Annotated in this window: 15 protein-coding genes and 3 pseudogenes; 12 read left to right on the forward strand and 6 right to left on the reverse strand. The window is 35.8% G+C overall.

Going from position 1 to position 17,388, the window contains the following annotated elements:
- Positions 1–12: 12 nt before the first annotated feature.
- A complete protein-coding gene (gene guaA / locus B9T28_RS12805) occupies positions 13–1,581 on the forward strand; it encodes a glutamine-hydrolyzing GMP synthase (protein ID WP_086204378.1) in 1,569 nt (522 codons plus the stop codon).
- A gap of 189 nt (positions 1,582–1,770) precedes the next feature.
- Positions 1,771–1,972 (forward strand): annotated as a pseudogene (locus B9T28_RS15075) (restriction endonuclease); the annotation flags it as partial.
- Here the strand turns inward: B9T28_RS15075 and B9T28_RS12810 are convergent.
- Entirely contained in the window at positions 1,973–3,244 is a 1,272-nt protein-coding gene (locus tag B9T28_RS12810; RefSeq protein WP_086204379.1) for a GGDEF domain-containing protein, read from the reverse strand. It lies immediately after the preceding pseudogene.
- A gap of 340 nt (positions 3,245–3,584) precedes the next feature.
- Between B9T28_RS12810 and B9T28_RS12815 the strand changes: the two genes are divergently transcribed.
- The 3 genes from B9T28_RS12815 to B9T28_RS12825 all read left to right on the forward strand — a co-directional run bounded on the left by B9T28_RS12815 (position 3,585) and on the right by B9T28_RS12825 (position 6,083).
- Positions 3,585–4,532, forward strand: coding sequence for a pirin family protein (locus tag B9T28_RS12815; RefSeq protein ID WP_086204380.1), 948 nt, complete (start codon positions 3,585–3,587; stop codon positions 4,530–4,532).
- Positions 4,533–4,824: 292 nt separating this feature from the next.
- Positions 4,825–5,466 (forward strand): glutathione S-transferase family protein, encoded by a 642-nt coding sequence (locus B9T28_RS12820; protein WP_086204381.1) that lies wholly within the window; start codon positions 4,825–4,827, stop codon positions 5,464–5,466.
- Positions 5,467–5,480: 14 nt separating this feature from the next.
- The gene (locus B9T28_RS12825; RefSeq protein ID WP_086204382.1) at positions 5,481–6,083 is read left to right on the forward strand and encodes an alpha/beta fold hydrolase; all 603 of its coding nucleotides are present in this window, start codon (positions 5,481–5,483) and stop codon (positions 6,081–6,083) included.
- A gap of 39 nt (positions 6,084–6,122) precedes the next feature.
- On the opposite strand, the gene B9T28_RS12830 is transcribed toward B9T28_RS12825, so the two are convergent.
- From B9T28_RS12830 to B9T28_RS12840, 3 genes and pseudogenes are all read right to left on the reverse strand, one after another.
- Entirely contained in the window at positions 6,123–6,731 is a 609-nt protein-coding gene (locus tag B9T28_RS12830; RefSeq protein ID WP_086204383.1) for an SPOR domain-containing protein, read from the reverse strand.
- A 27-nt stretch (positions 6,732–6,758) separates the two neighbouring features.
- Positions 6,759–8,564, reverse strand: coding sequence for an arginine--tRNA ligase (gene argS, locus B9T28_RS12835; RefSeq protein WP_086204384.1), 1,806 nt, complete (start codon positions 8,562–8,564; stop codon positions 6,759–6,761).
- Positions 8,565–8,868: 304 nt separating this feature from the next.
- Positions 8,869–9,446, reverse strand: a pseudogene (locus tag B9T28_RS12840) (YfjT/YkfB family phage-associated protein).
- Between the two features lie 276 nt (positions 9,447–9,722).
- Between B9T28_RS12840 and B9T28_RS12845 the strand changes: the two are divergent.
- From B9T28_RS12845 to B9T28_RS12865, 5 genes and pseudogenes are all read left to right on the forward strand, one after another.
- Entirely contained in the window at positions 9,723–11,420 is a 1,698-nt protein-coding gene (locus B9T28_RS12845; protein ID WP_086204385.1) for an NAD-dependent malic enzyme, read from the forward strand.
- 153 nt (positions 11,421–11,573) lie between these two features.
- Positions 11,574–12,410: pseudogene (locus tag B9T28_RS12850) on the forward strand (phage late control D family protein); the annotation flags it as partial.
- A 43-nt stretch (positions 12,411–12,453) separates the two neighbouring features.
- Positions 12,454–13,368 (forward strand): hypothetical protein, encoded by a 915-nt coding sequence (locus B9T28_RS12855; RefSeq protein ID WP_086204386.1) that lies wholly within the window; start codon positions 12,454–12,456, stop codon positions 13,366–13,368.
- 199 nt (positions 13,369–13,567) lie between these two features.
- Entirely contained in the window at positions 13,568–13,810 is a 243-nt protein-coding gene (locus B9T28_RS12860; RefSeq protein ID WP_086204387.1) for a hypothetical protein, read from the forward strand.
- Positions 13,811–13,838: 28 nt separating this feature from the next.
- Positions 13,839–14,441: a hypothetical protein gene (locus B9T28_RS12865; protein ID WP_086204388.1), complete on the forward strand. Its 603-nt coding sequence runs from the start codon at positions 13,839–13,841 to the stop codon at positions 14,439–14,441.
- 320 nt (positions 14,442–14,761) lie between these two features.
- Here B9T28_RS12865 and B9T28_RS12870 read toward each other — a convergent pair whose 3' ends face one another.
- On the reverse strand, positions 14,762–15,187 hold the full coding sequence (locus tag B9T28_RS12870; protein ID WP_086204389.1) for an IS1 family transposase: 426 nt from the start codon (positions 15,185–15,187) through the stop codon (positions 14,762–14,764).
- A gap of 122 nt (positions 15,188–15,309) precedes the next feature.
- Between B9T28_RS12870 and B9T28_RS12875 the strand changes: the two genes are divergently transcribed.
- Complete coding sequence (locus B9T28_RS12875; protein ID WP_086204390.1) at positions 15,310–15,798, forward strand: hypothetical protein; 489 nt, start codon at positions 15,310–15,312, stop codon at positions 15,796–15,798.
- Positions 15,799–15,927: 129 nt separating this feature from the next.
- Positions 15,928–16,317: a hypothetical protein gene (locus B9T28_RS12880; RefSeq protein WP_143222619.1), complete on the forward strand. Its 390-nt coding sequence runs from the start codon at positions 15,928–15,930 to the stop codon at positions 16,315–16,317.
- Positions 16,318–16,585: 268 nt separating this feature from the next.
- On the opposite strand, the gene znuB is transcribed toward B9T28_RS12880, so the two are convergent.
- Positions 16,586–17,386, reverse strand: coding sequence for a zinc ABC transporter permease subunit ZnuB (gene znuB, locus B9T28_RS12885; protein ID WP_086204392.1), 801 nt, complete (start codon positions 17,384–17,386; stop codon positions 16,586–16,588).
- Positions 17,387–17,388 lie beyond the last annotated feature (2 nt).

Consider the following 17,388-nt stretch of genomic DNA (forward strand, 5'->3'; position numbering starts at 1 on the left):
AGTTGTTTACCCATGACTACCAATACCCAAATTACTGAAGATCGCATCCTGATTTTGGATTTCGGTTCTCAATATAGTCAGCTTATTGCACGTCGTGTACGTGAAGCTGGTGTTTATTCTGAAATGTATGCCTATGACATGTCTGAAGAAGACATTCGTGCGTTTAATCCGAATGGTATCATCTTGTCTGGTGGTCCTGAAAGTGTGCATGAAGAAGGTAGTCCACGTGCGCCAGAAGTTGTATTCAACTTGGGTGTGCCTGTATTAGGTATTTGTTATGGTTTACAAACCATGTCAGAGCAACTTGGCGGTAAAGTAGAGCCAGGTACAGTTCATGAGTTTGGCTATGCTGAAGTTAACATTCAGGTGCGTGACAAACTAATTGGTGATCTTGAAGATTCAAAAGATCAACTTAAAGTGTGGATGAGCCACGGTGATAAAGTAACGCGTATTCCGACAGGTTTCCAAGTGACTGCAAGTACACCAAGCTGCCCATTTGCAATGGTTTCTGATGAAGCACGCCGTTTCTATGGGATTCAGTTCCACCCAGAAGTAACACACACTGCAAAAGGTGCAGAGATTCTGTCTAATTTCGTACATGGAATTTGTGGTTGCCGTAATCTTTGGAATTCTGAAAACATCATCGATTTACGTGTTGAACAATTACGTCAACAAATTGGTGATCAAAAAGTTCTTTTAGGTCTTTCAGGTGGTGTCGATTCATCGGTTGTAGCAGCACTTTTACACCGAGCAATTGGCGACCAGCTCACTTGCGTATTTGTAGACAACGGTTTACTTCGTTTGAACGAAGGCGAGCAAGTGATGGACATGTTTGCGAAAAACATGGGTATCCGTGTGATTCGTGCCGATGCTGAAGAGCGTTTCTTAACTGCACTGAAAGGTGAAGTTGATCCTGAGAAAAAACGTAAAATCATTGGTCGTGAATTCATTGGCGTATTTGCTGAAGAAGCACGTAAGCTTGATGGCGTAAACTTCCTTGCTCAGGGCACAATTTACCCAGACGTAATCGAATCTGCTGCAACTAAAAATGGTAAAGCACATGTAATTAAATCACACCATAACGTGGGTGGTTTACCAGAAGATTTAGCCTTTGAATTGGTTGAGCCAATTCGTGATTTGTTTAAAGATGAAGTACGTCGTTTAGGGACTACTTTAGGTTTACCATTCGAAATGCTTTATCGTCATCCATTCCCAGGTCCAGGTTTGGGCGTGCGTATTTTGGGTGAAGTGAAAAAAGAATATGCGGACATTCTTCGTCTTGCTGATGATATTTTCATGCAAGAGCTTCGTGCAAGCGGTTGGTATGATAAAACTGCGCAAGCATTTGCTGTATTCCAACCTGTGAAATCAGTTGGTGTGGTTGGTGATGGTCGTCGTTATGCATGGGTGATTGCGCTTCGTGCAGTGGAAACGGTTGACTTTATGACAGCACGTTTTGCACATCTGCCTTATGATTTGGTTGATAAGATTTCAACGCGTATTATGAATGAAATTGCTGACGTTTCACGTGTGGTTTATGACGTTTCTTCTAAGCCACCTGCTACGATTGAATGGGAGTAAAATCGGGCTTTTAAAATGCAACGCATTTTACCGATTTTACGCCAAGCGTTCTGCGCGCAGCAGTGAAGGTAGTTCTTAGGAAAAAAGAGCGCTTAGGTGCTCTTTTTTTATTATATAAAAATTAAAATGAGTAGTTAAGAGAAAAAATGGCCCTGCCTACTGGAGTACTTGATGTTTCCTTTGGAGTTATTAGCCGATCAAGTGGCTAAAAAAGGAGTATTTATTACTACCTCAGATTTTAATGAAGGGGCAAAGGAAACAGCCTAAAAGTCAGGCGTTTGTTATTAACTGTAAGTTATTTAATTAATTGTTTTGTTTGGGTGTACAACTTGAGCGGAGTTTTCATATTTATAAAATTGATCAAGATCGCTTTAATAAAGATAATTTTTAATTATTCACAACTATAAATTGCAACTTGATTACGACCATTATTCTTTGCCTGATAAAGAGCGATATCGGCATGTTTAATCAAGACGCTTAAATCATCTTCGCAAGAAAGCAGTTGAGATAATCCAATCGATATACTCAAATTGAGAGAAATTTTATTTTGAATATAGATATGATGATTTTCAATTTTTTTACACAGGCGATGAGCAATCAGGGTTGCATCCTCTAACGTGGTATTGGGTAATAGTGCAATAAATTCTTCACCACCAAAACGTGCTAAAACGTCAGAGAAGCGCATTTCTTGTCGTAAAATTTCAGCTAAAATTCGAAGTACTTCATCTCCGGTATCATGTCCATAGGTATCATTAATTTTTTTGAAAAAATCGATATCAAAGATTAATAGACACACAACATTATGTTTTTGCCATTTTTGAATAGCTTGTTCAGCAACATGCATAAATTGTCGTCGATTATTTAATTGAGTTAATTCATCGGTATGCGCCAATTCACATAAAGCATGATAGTTCCAATCATTTAATAAAATACGTAAAAAGCTTCGTTTTGAATTTAAAGTATTATTCCAACTAATATACATGCTGAGTAGTAAAATGGGGATATAGGTTAATGAAAATAAGATTAACCCATGAAGATTGACGAGTTTGGATACGCCGTGAAAAATAACGCTACTGATGAGTAGTGATGTAAAGATAGAATATCGAAACGAGATTTGTATACATAAATTCCCCAATAAAATAAAAATCACCGAGGCATATAAATACGTTGTTACCACAGGACTATCGGAGATCAACAGTAGTTTTAACCATGCTGCTGCAGCAATTGCGACATAGATGGGAAGTAAACTATCTAAAATTTTAATATTCTTGCAATAACGAAACAAAAATTCATTGATTAATAATGTGCTGATAATCAAAATTAAACGCAGTAGAGCTGAAAGCGTAGCAATATCGGGTAATAAGAACCAATCTACAAAAAAATAGCTTAAAAATGTCAGTTGCCCAATCAGGTTGACTCGCTGTAGTAACTGTCGTTGATGTTTATTTTGATAGTCCAAATAGTATTGTTTAAATTGTGTAGGAATACGAGTTATCGGACTTGTTAACGCTTGTTCTATTGCGACTCGATTTTTATTGGTACATAACTGTTCGGGTATAATATAAGCCGTGTCATTATGGGTATTTTGCTCTCCAGTTTTTCCGAGAGAGTTCATTTTTTTCTTGTCATTGTGATTATATTTTTTTCGATTTCCTATCGACATACAGCTACTCCTATATGTGATTTTATATTTATATAAGATATATAGGAATCATATTCTGATGCATAAATTTTGTATATAAAATAAAGAATATAATTGGGTTGATAATTGTAATTAGATTTTATTTATAAAATTCATGTGAATAAGGTATTAATATCTAATTAACAAGACGTATAGAAAATAATTTTTTAAGAAAAAATTCACAAATAATATTGTTCTGTTTATGCTATTTAGCGTATTAAATGAATGATAGGTTTAAGTGAAGTGATTCGCTAAGATAATGACAAGAAAACATGATGTTTTAACTAACATTTGTATTGTTGAGTATGTTTAGGATAAAAATATGACTAATGCCAATTATACCGAACTATCTGATTCAGATGATTGTGAAAAATACGTCACTCAATTTATTCAAGATTTTACCATTCGTTCTGCGGAAATTGGTAAAGGTACAGTGATTAAACGTGCATTACCCAGTCGCCATAAGCGTATGATTGGTGCATGGTGCTTCCTTGATCATGCAGGGCCTGTAACCTTTCCACAAGGGGATGGTTTGGATGTCGGTCCACATCCACACATGGGTTTACAGACTTTTACTTGGATGATTGAAGGCACCATGATGCATACTGATAGCATCGGCTCTAAACAATTAATTCGTCCTAAACAGGTCAATTTAATGACAGCAGGATATGGTATTTCACATACTGAAGTGGCACCTGATACAGAAACCCATATGCATGCCGCACAGTTATGGATTGCACTGCCAGATGATAAACGGAACATGGCGGCACAATTTGATCATTATCCTGAATTGCCAGTTGTAGTACAGGATCAGATTGAATTCACAGTATTGGTTGGTGAATTTTTAAAGACTCAATCTCCAGTTAAAGTCCATTCGGAACTTCTGGGCGTCGATTTAACGGCAATGCAATCGACTGTGACACGGATTGCTTTAAACCCAAAGTATGAATATGGCTTCCTTGCATTAGAAGGAACGGCAACCATTCATGGTCATGAACTGGATGATAATAATATGATCGTGCTCGAACCGGGTTTAAACGATATCGAGGTGCAGTTACATCAGGGTAGTCGATTATTATTATTAGGGGGAGCGCCATTTGAGTCGCCCATTTTATTATGGTGGAATTTTGTAGGACGGACTCAGGAAGAGTTGAGCATTGCACGGGAACAATGGATGAATCAAGATCAACGTTTTGGCAACATTCCTGATTATGAAGGTCCACGTTTGGAAGCGCCAGTGTTGCCAGACCGGATGCGTCCATCGAATTAATAAAATAAGAAAACCATGCTCGCAACTATCATCAATGTGGAAAGTAAACATGGTTTGAATCTTGGTTGATCGTCGTTTCTCTTTTACTCGTGTATTAAGCAATGAATTACGACAGAAGAGATTAGAGATTGGTCAAAAGACTTCAGTGATAAAAGCTTTATTGAGAAGTATTAAGATTGATACGTTAATGATTTAAGCCGAATTTAATTCAGAATGACATTTTGTGTAAATCAGGATGTCATTTTTTTATGGCTATGGTTATAGTCGAATCATAAAATAAGAGGCAACAATAATGATTACTTTACATCATCTTGAACAGTCACGCTCATTAAGAATTATTTGGGCACTGGAGGAATTGGGGGTTGAATATCAGATTAAATATTACAAACGCTTGCCGACATTTGCAGCGCCTCCTGAATTAAAAAAAGTCCATCCTTTAGGCAAGTCACCGGTGTTGACGGATGGTGATTTGACCATTGCGGAGTCCGCAGTTATTTTGGAATATTTACAAGAAACATATGATACTGAAAATAAATTTAGACCTCAGGATCAAGCCAATATACAACAATATAAGTATTGGATGCATTATGCAGAAGGCTCATTGATGCCTTATTTAGTCATGAATTTGGTTATGAGCAATATGCCTAAGCATGTTCCATTTTTAATTAAACCGATTGCCAATAAAATTGCAGATGGTGTAAAGGGTGGATTTATTAATCCCCGATTGAAAGAGCATACGGCTTATTTGGAAAACTACTTAACCACACACGCATATTTTGCGGGTGATTTTTCTTTTGCCGATATTCAGATGAGTTTTCCAATGATTGCAATGCAGGAACGGGTAAAAGGCAAGAAACCTCACATGGTCGCTTATGCAAATCTAATTCAGCAACGTCCTGCATTTCAACGGGCAAAAGCCAAAAGTGAAAGCTAAGGTGCTTGAGTCGTATGAAATTACTCTTTTTACCTGGTGCATCTGGCAGTACTGAATTTTGGCAACCTGTGATGCAGATGCTACCTGAGCAGTATATTAAAACAGTTGTGGCTTATTCAGGTTTTGGTGGTCATTCACTTAATTCTTCAATTCAGAATTTTGATGATTTACAAGCCGATGTACTGAGTCAAATTTATGAGCCTACATTGGTTGTTGCACAATCCATGGGCGGAATTTTTGCGGTTCAAGCCGCATTGCAAAAACCTGAATGGGTTCAAGGATTAGTTTTGGTGGCTACGTCAGGTGGAATTGATTTAAGCCCATTTGATGTTGCAGATTGGCGACAGGATTACCAACTTTCCTTTGATGTCCCTGATTGGTTTGTTGAGCATCAATCACATCTTGATGGCCGTTTAGCTGAAATTGAATGTCCAGTATTGTTGATTTGGGGAGAGAATGATTCAATTAGTCTTGTACCAGTTGGGCAATATTTACAGTCGCAGTTGGTAAATTCAGATTTGTATATTGTTGAACATGGACAACATGATTTAGCCAATGTGTATGTAGATCAAGTTGTTGAATTAATCAAAAAATTGATCAGGAAAATTGAACAATAAAAAAGGATGCCGAAGTATCCTTTTTTATGACGTTATTGACTAACGTTTCACCACAATTGAATCAATACCGCTATGTTGCAACGTTTGTTGTGCAAGCACTGCAGCATTTTGTGATTCATATGGTCCTGAAATTACACGATACCAAGTTTTTCCACCTTCAGTACTTTGTACCACATCAGCAGAAAGTCCATTCAAAATAATTTCTGCACGACGTGCATCGGCACTATCAGGGTCTGGATAACTGCGAACCTGTAAAATATATTCAGGTTGAGTTGCTGGAGTCGTTTGTTCAGAACCATCGGCACCGACATTGATATCATTCGAGGTGGGTTGGGTTGGTGCTTCTACAATCACTGGCTGAGTTTGTGTTTTGCTTTCAGGAACAGCTTGTTCAGGTATAGGCGTCACTTGTTGCTGAGGTAATAAGTCGTAGAACCGATAATCTTTATTGGTATCTTCTTGATAATGTGGGGAAGTTACATCATTATTTCTCGGCTGAACAGGTGCCCACGGTTTCCAGAGCATCAGTGCTACTGCAAAACTTAACACGATTAAAATGACTACAAGCATCCCTAACCATTTTGGAATTAATGGTTGTTTGGGTTTGTTCGGTCGTTCAGACACACCGCGCTGCGTTTTTCCAAACACGTGGAATTCCTCTTCTATTAGCTGCTTTTACATTTCATAAGGTGCTGAAACACCTAATAATGTTAAACCATTTTTGAGCACTTGTTGTACGTTTATAGATAACAATAAACGTGCCTGAGATAAAGCAATATTTTGGTCATCCAAAATTTTTGCATCATCTAAGTTGTACCAAGCATGGAATAAAGCTGCGAGTTCTTTCAAATAATTACCAATTTGATGTGGTTCATAACTATTTGCCGCACGAATCACAATCTCAGGATACGCTGCCAATTTTGCTAAAATCTCAGTTTCAGCTTCGAGTGTGAGCAATGAAGCATCATAGTTGCTCAATTGTTCACGATCGAAAGGAATATTCTTTTCTGGCGCTTTTAGGTCAACCATACGATTGACGCGGGCATAAGCGTATTGAATGTAATACACCGCATTATCTTTACTTTGTGACACAGCAAGGTCTAAGTCAAAGTCAATGTGTTGCTCAGATTTACGCATCACATAATAAAAACGTGCTGCATCAATGCCCACTTCTTTACGCAGATCGCGTAAAGTCACAAATTGACCAGAACGAGATGACATTTGAATCATCTGACCGCCACGCCATAAGCTGACAAATTGTACTAGAAGTACCGTCAGTTTTTTCGAATCATAGCCCATTGCATCAATTGCCGCTTTAACACGTGCAATATAACCATGGTGATCTGAACCCCAAATATCAATAATATCGGTATAACCACGTTGTAATTTATTTAGGTGGTAAGCAATATCAGAAGCAAAATAGGTGGTTTGGCCATTACGACGTTTAACCACACGGTCTTTTTCATCACCAAAATCTGTTGATTTAAACCAAATATTGCCATCTTTTTCGTATAGGAAGCCGCGTTGATCTAAGGTTTGCAGTGCTTCTTCAATTTTTTCTGTTAAAGCAGCTTCGCTGAACCATTGGTCAAAAGTAACCCCAAATTCACCCAAATCATCTTTAATGTCATCTAAAATGGCGTTTAAAGCAGCTTGGTGGAATACGCGATAACCTGCACCAATCAATGCTTGTGAATTGTGAATTAAGCCATCAATGTGTTTTTCTTTATCACCTGAAAGTACAACCTTGTTACCATCTGCATCAAGTTCTGCTGCATATTGCACATCTTCAGGAACATCTTTATAGACATCAGCGACAGGGCGTACATAAGCATCGCCATCTTTGTCGATAATGCTTTGTGCGATTTCTTTAACGTAATCGCCTTGATAGGCATTTTTCGGAAAAACTAAGCTTTGACCCGTTAACTCGAGATAGCGTAAGTAAGTTGATGTTGCAAGGATGTCCATTTGACGGCCTGCATCATTCACATAGTACTCACGATCAACTTTAGCACCGGTGGCTTCAAGTAAGTTTGCAACTGTCATACCATAGGCAGCACCACGACCATGACCTACATGTAGGCTAGAGGTTGGATTTGCAGATACAAATTCGACTTGGATTTTTTTTGCTGCATTGGCTTGGGTTTTACCAAACTGATCTTTTTGGGCTTGAATTTGATCAAGTATCGCAAAGCGTTGATCTGCATTTAAGAAGAAGTTGATGAAACCTGGGCCAGCAATCTCAGCTTTAGTAATATCTGCCACTTCTGGTAAGTGAGCTAAGATTTTTTCTGCAAGATCACGTGGCTTCATACCTGCAGGTTTGGAGGCGATCATGGCAATATTAGACGCAAAATCGCCGTGACTTCGGTCTTTGGTTCGCGTTAATGTACTGGTGTTTTTCCAGTCAGATGGAAGTAACCCTTCAGCTTGGAGGGATTGCATTGCATGATCAAGAGCTGCTTGTATGGCCGTATTCATAATCTATCGAAAAATAAATGTCGCAGAAAAACGCTAAATATAGCAAATTTCGAATGCTTTAGGTGAAAGCATTTGTATGAATAAAACTTATTCAGATTGAAGAGTAAAAATCGTGAATTTTTTGTACTGTATTTGGGTTAAATCAATAGTGTAAAAGTGAGTCATGGTTCTGTTTTACACAGGGGGAAATACGGCTTAAATTATGCCATTTTTTGTTGTACATTATGTGAAATGTATCTCATTACTGTATTTATTGGTATTTAAGTTGCTATTTTAATAGGTATATTTGTCAAATCACCATATTTTAATCTTTGCAGCTAACGGGTTGTTCTAAGCGTTCAGCATGACCATTTTGAAAGGTATACAATTTGGAGGCATTAAAAATTTTAATCACTTTGGTTTTTTTAGTGCTGTTTTAAACGCCTCTATTTTTTTGCTGTTGCTCAAATGAAATGGATTGGTATAATTTTTATTGTCCAATAAAAACTGAATTGGTCCTGCTTGTTCGTCATGCGCTTTTAAAATGTCTTGACCTGCTTTATTGCGCAGAATAAAACCTGATTTTTGCGATGGCATTTTGCAATTTAAACGTAACAGCAGCATATTACCGTCCACAGATTTATTTTGCAGGGTATAAATCCCGTGTAAATCATTTTCGATATAAACCCATTGAACTGTCGGCATATTCAGCGTCATTTGCTCAATTTTTTCTAATGTGGTTTTACTCACATCGACAACACCTTTTTGATCAAGTTCAGGCATTTTCTTTTCGCCTAACCCAACCATATCTTTGACTTGATTTGAGGTTTTTGAAATTGTATGGCAGCCACTGATTGCAACTACTGAGCAAATTAGCAAGGTATTGAAAGAAAATTTCAGCATATTTTTATTTTGAAGTCATTATGGATATGTAGTTTCACTACATCATTCGTGAATTCAGCCAAAAAATCAACCGGAAGATGAACAGCATGAATAAAGTCATTATAAATAAGTAAAAAGGAATGAATTTATCAATCTGTAAAATACTCTGCATATCATTATCACGTATCTAAATACCTATTTACGCAAAAATAGGCTTAAGCTTAGCTACGACGAAAGTAGTATTCGTGGCAAAAAACGTAGGTCATTACATTATTGTCCACACAAATGAGAATGGAAATGACAACTGAACATTTGAAAAAGTATCCTTTATATATTCCGTATGCAGGCAACGCCCTTTTAGAACTACCACTGTTAAACAAAGGTTCTGCATTTAATGAAGAAGAACGTACTCACTTTAATCTTCATGGTTTAATTCCGCATGTGATCGAAACCATTGAAGAACAGAGTCAGCGTTCGTATCAGCAGTACTGCGCGTTTAATGATGCGATCAATAAGCATATTTATTTACGAAATATTCAAGACACCAATGAAACGCTGTTTTATCATTTAATTGAAAATCATTTAAGTGAGATGATGCCGATTATTTACACCCCGACAGTGGGTGAGGCATGTCAGCGTTTTTCCGATATTTATCGTCGTCATCGCGGGATTTTTATTTCTTATCCAGAGCGTAATCATATTGATGATATTTTACATAATGTAAACAAAAAGAATGTCAAAGTGATTGTGATCACGGATGGTGAACGTATTCTCGGTTTAGGCGATCAAGGCATTGGTGGGATGGGCATCCCGATTGGTAAGTTATCGTTGTATACCGCATGTGGCGGGATTAGCCCAGCCTATACGCTACCAATTACCATTGATGTTGGGACAAACAATCAACAATTGTTAAATGATCCAATTTATATGGGGTGGAAACAGCCTCGCATCAGCGGTGATGAGTATTACGCTTTTGTTGATGAAGTGATCAGCGCAGTTAAACGCCGTTGGCCGACTGCTTTGATTCAATTCGAAGATTTCGCCCAAAAAAATGCGATGCCGTTATTGGAAAAATATCGCGACCAAATTTGTTGTTTTAATGACGATATTCAAGGTACAGCCGCAGTTTCTGTCGGAAGTTTAATTGCCGCCAGTCGTGCTGCAGGTAAACAACTTAAAGATCAAAAAGTTGCTTTCTTAGGGGCAGGTTCAGCGGGTTGTGGTATTGCGGAACAAATTGTGGCGCAAATGATGGCTGAGGGTTTGACCGACGCGCAAGCAAGATCACAAATTTACATGGTCGATCGTTTTGGTTTGCTCACTGAAAATCAGCCAAACTTACTTGATTTTCAAAGTAAATTGGTACAAAAAATTGATGAGGTTGCACATTGGGGTGATGCAGAAGGTACAATTTCCCTCTTTGATGTTGTGAAAAATGCGAAGCCAACCGTGTTGATTGGTGTTTCGGGGCAACCAGGATTATTCACCGAAGAAGTGATTCGGACTTTAGCAGAAAACTGTGAGCGACCGATTGTATTGCCGCTTTCAAATCCGACATCTCGTGTAGAAGCGGTTCCAGCAGATATTATCGAATGGACGCAGGGTAAGGCTCTAATTGCAACAGGAAGCCCATTTGCACCAGTGAATTATCAAGGTGAAATTTATAACATCTCGCAATGTAATAATTCTTATATTTTCCCGGGAATTGGCTTGGGTGTGATTGCGGTGCAAGCTACACGTGTCACCGATCATATGTTGATGGCGGCCAGTAATGCTTTGGCAGATTGTTCACCGAAACTGAATGATATTGATGCGGATTTATTACCAGATTTAAATGCCTTGCAACAAGTATCTAAAATTATTGCGTTTAAAGTTGCAAAAGCAGCGATTCATGATGGAGTCGCACCCGCGATTTCGGATGAGGTATTGCAACAACGTTTAGAGGATAATTTCTGGAAACCTGAATATCGTCGTTATAAACGTATTCCTAGCTAGTCATGCCTCTTAATTAAGTGGGATAAAAGGAATCAGTCATTGGTTCCTTTTATCATTTTTAGGATTGTAATCATAAAACTTAACAATTTTTACTCTAGACATCTGGGTAAGCTTGGTTAGAATTGCGCAAAATAATTTCAAAAAATAATATTCATGTTGAAAAATATAAGTACTTTGATTGAGAGTTTGGGATTGAGTCTACAAAAACGGGCTTTGCATTTACAATTTTCGAATCCTATATTGAACGCTCAGGCCTTTATTCAGTATGTCCAAGGGAAAAGTTTTATAAATCAGGGGTTTAAAGCTGAAATTTTATGCCTGTCTACGAATGCCCATATCGCACTCAAGCAATTTATTGGTTGTCAGGTTGCTGTTGATCAGGTCACTGATTTTGGCGAGCTTTACCGTACAACAGGTATTGTTACGGGTGCAAGTCAGGGACAAAGTGATGGGGCATTAACGTTATATAAACTCACGATTGAGGATGCGACAGCGCTTTGGCATAAGCGCCGCAATAGTCGTGTGTTTATGAATAAAAATGTGCCTGAAATTACTGAAGTTTTATTTAAAGAGTGGCAGGCTAAAAGTACTTTATTTGCTTCAAGTTTAACTTTGGATAATAGTGGCTTAAAACAAGAATATGATATTCGCCCTTTTGTGATGCAATCAAATGAAACCGATTATGAATTCTTAACGCGTTTATGGCGTAGTGAGGGCATTAATTGGTTGGTTGATGAATCTGCAAAAATTGTTGCCATATCTGCAACACAGATTCAAGCGCAGAAGCTCCGTTTAATTGATGACAATAGTCAATATGAGGCATTGAGTCGCAGAAGTATTCGCTTTCATCGAAGTAATGCCACAGAGCACTTTGATACAATGACTAGCTTAGTTGCTCAACGAAATCTTCAATCTACAGCTGTTCAAGTTCAGCGCTGGCAAGCTGATATTTTGGCACAAGATTTAGGCGATAGTCGTCTCAGTAAGCATAGCCTGGCTACGGATAAAGCAATTTATAGTTAAAGGTAAAAGTATGTTTCGATTTTTTTTATATGCAGTTATTTTTTTTAATATCGCGGGTTGTTATGCCAAAAATGATTTTACTATCACTATTAATGGCAATAAAAACCAATGTAAATTTGATTATGGGGAAATTGATTTTTGCTCAAAAAAATATTTAAATTTATATAATAAAAATTTGGGTGCTACGAAAAATTTTAATAAAGACTTTATTTTATTCAGCTTAGATGATGCAATTGTTGTTCTAGATCCTATTGGTAAAGAGGTATTTCCATTATATGGACAGTATTTTGATGAGAAGAATGATGGAGGTAAAGTAATAAAGAATAAAACAATAGATTTTTCTAGTTTAAACAATAAAATATGTATAGATGGAATGAAATATGCGTATAAAGATATTGTCGAGAATGGTAGATATTGTTATAAGTTTTCAAATAAAAAATTTACGCTATTTAATGAAGATAAGAGAAGCTTTGTACAAAAAGATAATATAAAAGGATTACATTTAATTGAAAAAGAATTAAGTACGGTTGAGTCTGTTAAATTACCTTTCGATTCTAAAGTGAAAATAGGTAATAGAAATGTAGTTTTAGCATCAAATATTTCTGATGGTTTTATTGATTATGTGGTTAGTCATGGAGGAAGCTTAGGTGTTGGGAATGCCATTATTAAACTTCCAAGACAAGAGGGTAATATTGTTTTTGTTGAATTTTTCACAGACGAGAGTGAAAAATTATCTTATGTTTTAAATACTTTTAATAGTAATGGGAAGGGGCATTTTGTAAATTTTGGCACAGGATCTGATTTTTATATAGATAGTAGATATAATATTAAGGTTAAGAGTTATAACGGTAAAAATTTAAAATATAACTATTATAAAATTGCAAATGATGGAACGATTATGAAAGGTAGTGCGCCATTTTTATAAGTTTAAGATTTAACTTGATTGCAAAAATTACTACTTGGAACTGAATAAAAATGAGTTGTGATAGAGGTCTATTATAGGAATGACTTAGACATTGGAAATAATTATTCTGATATCTTTTATGGAGTTTTTTCCGATAATATTGAAGTCTATTTAAAGTTGTTAAAGTGAAGATATAGCCAAAGCAAAGACTGCAGCAGCCATGCATGCAAAATATGGTGTTAGAAACAATAAAATAGCACATCCTGGTCGATCAAATCATAATCCAGTAAAGGCTTTAGCTGTAGATATGTCAATTACTAATATAAGTGGAAAAATAGTAAAGTTTAAAGGAGGGAGCAAAAAAGTTAATTCAATAGAGGACTTGGCATCTATTGGTAGAGAGTATAGTGTATTTTGGTTTGGTAGTAGTGATACACCACATTGGTCTTATGATGGACATTAAATTGTGAATAAATTATATATATATCAGTATGATGTTTTTGATTTCATGTACCTCATATGAAGATGAAATTCCTGTTGAATCTGTACAAAAAAATTATGATTCTAATCGAATTGAGCAATCTAAGAACAAGATAGATTATACTATTGGTCGAGTTCAATTCTTAAATTCTAGTTGTATTGGTAGTGTTAAGCCGATAAATAATTTAATACCAATATTAATTGAATTTGATTTGGATGATGAAAGTGGAAATGTAAAAAATATTGGGTATAGACGTGTAAAAATAAATTCATCGCCTGATAATGAATGTGTGAAAGCTTTAAACAGATCATCAGTAGAAAGAAACTTTTCTTATTTTTATGGTTTAGATGAGAAAATTGAATCTGGTGTTGTAGACTATTTCATAGTTGGCGAAGAAAAAATGATTTTAAAGCAAAAAAATGGACAACCTTTAGCTTTAGATTTAAATCAAGATGGTAAAGCTGATTTTTTAGATATGTGTTATTCTTCTGAAGGCTCCCATTTTAATATTTGGGATTCATCAAATAAAAAAGTAAAATTTTATCATGATGCCATATATTTGGACTTTGATACTATTAATAACTGCCAAGAGAAAGATTATTCCGAACCTTAGCTTTTCTGGTAGTGTCTAATATGACGTGCTATCCATTTATTTCTCATGCCCTGATTATATATCAATAAGAACATATGTAAGACTGTTTCGTGATTTTCTTTATTTTTGGAAAAGCTCAAAGTTTTCGTGTAAAGCGTCCTAAACGATTTCTTAATGTAGCATTGAATCGTTAACCTGATTGGTTAAACCTGTATTTTACCCACAGAACGATGGATATCAGGATTGATACCTTCGTATAACTTGAGCAATAATCACTACATGTTGCTAAATTAAAATATTCTGTAGGGATACGACAACGTAAATTTGTACAAGTTTCATCATTACACTGACCATACATAAGCCACCACTTGGCGCGTACGTCGGCATAATACAATCCAAGTCCACACCTTGTGACGATGAGCTTTTACAAAACTCCATAACTCATCCAGTTTTAGGATATCTGTTGATTCTGTACTCAGTAAGTCATGACTCAGTTTCCTATTTTTTACTTTTTTTATCCATCCTGTCAGTGTTTCAGGTGCAACACCAAATAAACGCTGAGTTCCTCTTAAACTACCTCGTTCAAGAGAACTATTAACAATGAGTTCTTTCTGTTGTTCTGTATATTTAATTTTGGGTTTGAGCGCACTGGAGTGCCCACAATCTTTACATTTAAACTGTGCATTCCCACTTTTGTTTTGACCATTCTTATGGATATTGGATGGTTGGCAATGAGTGCAGACATAGGTTGTGGTTTCTATGATCATAATCAGTACTTATTATTCATTAAGTTTGAGTTGTATTTAAAATTAAACACCACCGAAAATTTTAATTATAAATCATAGTGTTATTGTGGATAATATATTTACAGCTATAAGTGAGCATATCAATGAGAATTAGTCTTTTATTTATATTTTTTTGTTCTTCAGTATTAAATGCTGAAGTTCCACCTAAAGATTTCTATATGAAAGAAACTTATAATAAATTTTTGAAAGAGGATATGGGAGATACTTATTATATAGAAAAAAGAATTAATAATAATTTTGTTGCTGTTATTGAGGAATATAGTAAAAAAAATAACAAATTAATTAAAAAAAATGAATCAGTATATATTAATCCAATAGTTTTGAAATCGTATAATGATTATTACCAAATTACTAAAACATCAGATTATGAAAATGGAAAAATATCTTCTACGAGTTATTCTGTAGGTAATTCTAATAATTGTTTTGTTAAGTGTGGTGTTGAGGTTTTTTATAAAGATTCTAAAGTTTTAAAAAAAATAAAATATCCATCGTGTTTGAGTTTGTTGAATATGGAAACAAGAAAATTAGATTATAAAAATAGTTATGTAGAAAAAAATTGTATTCCTAACTAGCCTTATTTTTAATTTAAAAATGAGTTCTCATAATGTACGAATTAAATCCTAAAAATAATTATTCTGATATCTTTTATGGAATTTGTTCCGATAATATTGAAGTCTATTTAAAATTGTTAAAGTGAAGATATGAATAAGAGTTTGATGCTGATTTTAACTGCCATATTTGTCAGTGCATGTAGTGATAAAGTACAAGATCAAAAAGAGATGAAAGATGCTACTCAATCAATAAAGACTAAACAATCTACTCATGCTGAAAAGAATGATCATACTGAATTTTCATGTGGTCATTTGGATTTTAAGCAAACTTTTGGTTTTAATGAATATTTAGAAGAACCAAAATGTGACGTATTAGAGAAATTTAATTTAATCTCTTACAAATGTGAAGTTTCAAAAAATGCTTTTGGTGCAGATAGGGATGCAATCTTATTAGAAAATAAAAAACAAAGAATTTTTATTTATTCTAATTTAAAGGATTGTAATAATGCACTTGAAATACGAAATTCTAATGGGCCTTAAATGAAAAATAGTTCATAGAGTTGTTCGAATTTGATTAACCTATTTACTTCCTTGTTGCGTCATTAGTATTTTATTCAGAGCTGCCATAATCTTTACGTTTATCTAAATTACAATGGATACAGTATTTAATAATGACTGTAACCATGATTAATATTGATGTGCTTGAGCTAGTCGCTTATACGGAATTAGCAGTCGAGGTTTTCAGATTAGTAAGTAATATTTAAATCTAATTGTTTTGGGCTTTTCATGGGAAAATTGAGCGCAGCACTTAAGCTAATCTTTTTACTTTCTGCACACAAAAAATCACAGCAAATAAAATTGACATGCATAAGACAATACTTAAGCCTGTTGAAATATTTAAAGCGGCACTGGACCATAAACCAATAGTGATACCACTCTGTGCAACAATAAAAGCAAAAATGACCATTTGCTTGGGTGAGTGCGAAAGTAAACGTGCTGTAAGTGCTGGAATCACCAATAAAGCGCCCATCAATAAAGAGCCGACTGCGCGTAAAGCTAAAACAGTAAATACAGCCAATAGCAACATGAACACTAAACGTTGCCACTTCGCATTCACACCTTCACTAATTGCGATATCAGGATCAATTGCGATTTGAATTTGAGCCTGCCAGTTTTTATATAAAATCACTAAAGCGATAGCAATGACACTTGCAAAAATAGGTAAGTCAGACCATTCAATAGTGAGTAGATCACCAAATAAATAACTTAAGAGTTCAGGTCGTAACGCTGGTAAATGTTGAATCAATAATAAACCAGAACACAATAAAGTCGCAGAACAGAGTGCCAATAATGCATCATTCGGTAAGCGCGGATCATGTAAAACCCATAATACCGCCACCAGTAAAATAGCCGTGAATGTGACACCTATCCAGAGGGGGAGGGCTAATACTGCTGCAAGTGCCACACCTAATAACGTTCCATGTGCCATCGTGTCAGCAAAAAAAGACATTCGACGCCATAACATTAAACAACCCAGTGGGGCAGTTAGAAACACCAAAAGTGTTCCCATAATCCATGCCGGTAATAGTAGTTGTAACCATTCCATCATGG

The sequence above is a fragment of the Acinetobacter silvestris genome (genome assembly GCF_002135235.1).
GTDB classification, from domain to species: Bacteria; Pseudomonadota; Gammaproteobacteria; order Pseudomonadales; family Moraxellaceae; genus Acinetobacter; species Acinetobacter silvestris.

Excerpts from the sequence above, each read along its gene's own strand:
- B9T28_RS12815 (WP_086204380.1), top strand. The coding sequence starts at position 3,585 with ATGACTAATGCCAATTATACCGAACTATCTGATTCAGATGATTGTGAA.
- B9T28_RS12855 (WP_086204386.1), top strand. The coding sequence starts at position 12,454 with ATGTTTCGATTTTTTTTATATGCAGTTATTTTTTTTAATATCGCGGGT.
- B9T28_RS12870 (WP_086204389.1), bottom strand. The coding sequence starts at position 15,187 with ATGATCATAGAAACCACAACCTATGTCTGCACTCATTGCCAACCATCC.
- B9T28_RS12875 (WP_086204390.1), top strand. The coding sequence starts at position 15,310 with ATGAGAATTAGTCTTTTATTTATATTTTTTTGTTCTTCAGTATTAAAT.
- B9T28_RS12810 (WP_086204379.1), bottom strand. The coding sequence starts at position 3,244 with ATGTCGATAGGAAATCGAAAAAAATATAATCACAATGACAAGAAAAAA.
- B9T28_RS12820 (WP_086204381.1), top strand. The coding sequence starts at position 4,825 with ATGATTACTTTACATCATCTTGAACAGTCACGCTCATTAAGAATTATT.
- B9T28_RS12860 (WP_086204387.1), top strand. The coding sequence starts at position 13,568 with ATGCATGCAAAATATGGTGTTAGAAACAATAAAATAGCACATCCTGGT.
- B9T28_RS12845 (WP_086204385.1), top strand. The coding sequence starts at position 9,723 with ATGACAACTGAACATTTGAAAAAGTATCCTTTATATATTCCGTATGCA.
- B9T28_RS12825 (WP_086204382.1), top strand. The coding sequence starts at position 5,481 with ATGAAATTACTCTTTTTACCTGGTGCATCTGGCAGTACTGAATTTTGG.
- argS (WP_086204384.1), bottom strand. The coding sequence starts at position 8,564 with ATGAATACGGCCATACAAGCAGCTCTTGATCATGCAATGCAATCCCTC.
- B9T28_RS12865 (WP_086204388.1), top strand. The coding sequence starts at position 13,839 with ATGATGTTTTTGATTTCATGTACCTCATATGAAGATGAAATTCCTGTT.
- B9T28_RS12880 (WP_143222619.1), top strand. The coding sequence starts at position 15,928 with ATGAATAAGAGTTTGATGCTGATTTTAACTGCCATATTTGTCAGTGCA.
- guaA (WP_086204378.1), top strand. The coding sequence starts at position 13 with ATGACTACCAATACCCAAATTACTGAAGATCGCATCCTGATTTTGGAT.
- znuB (WP_086204392.1), bottom strand. The coding sequence starts at position 17,386 with ATGATGGAATGGTTACAACTACTATTACCGGCATGGATTATGGGAACA.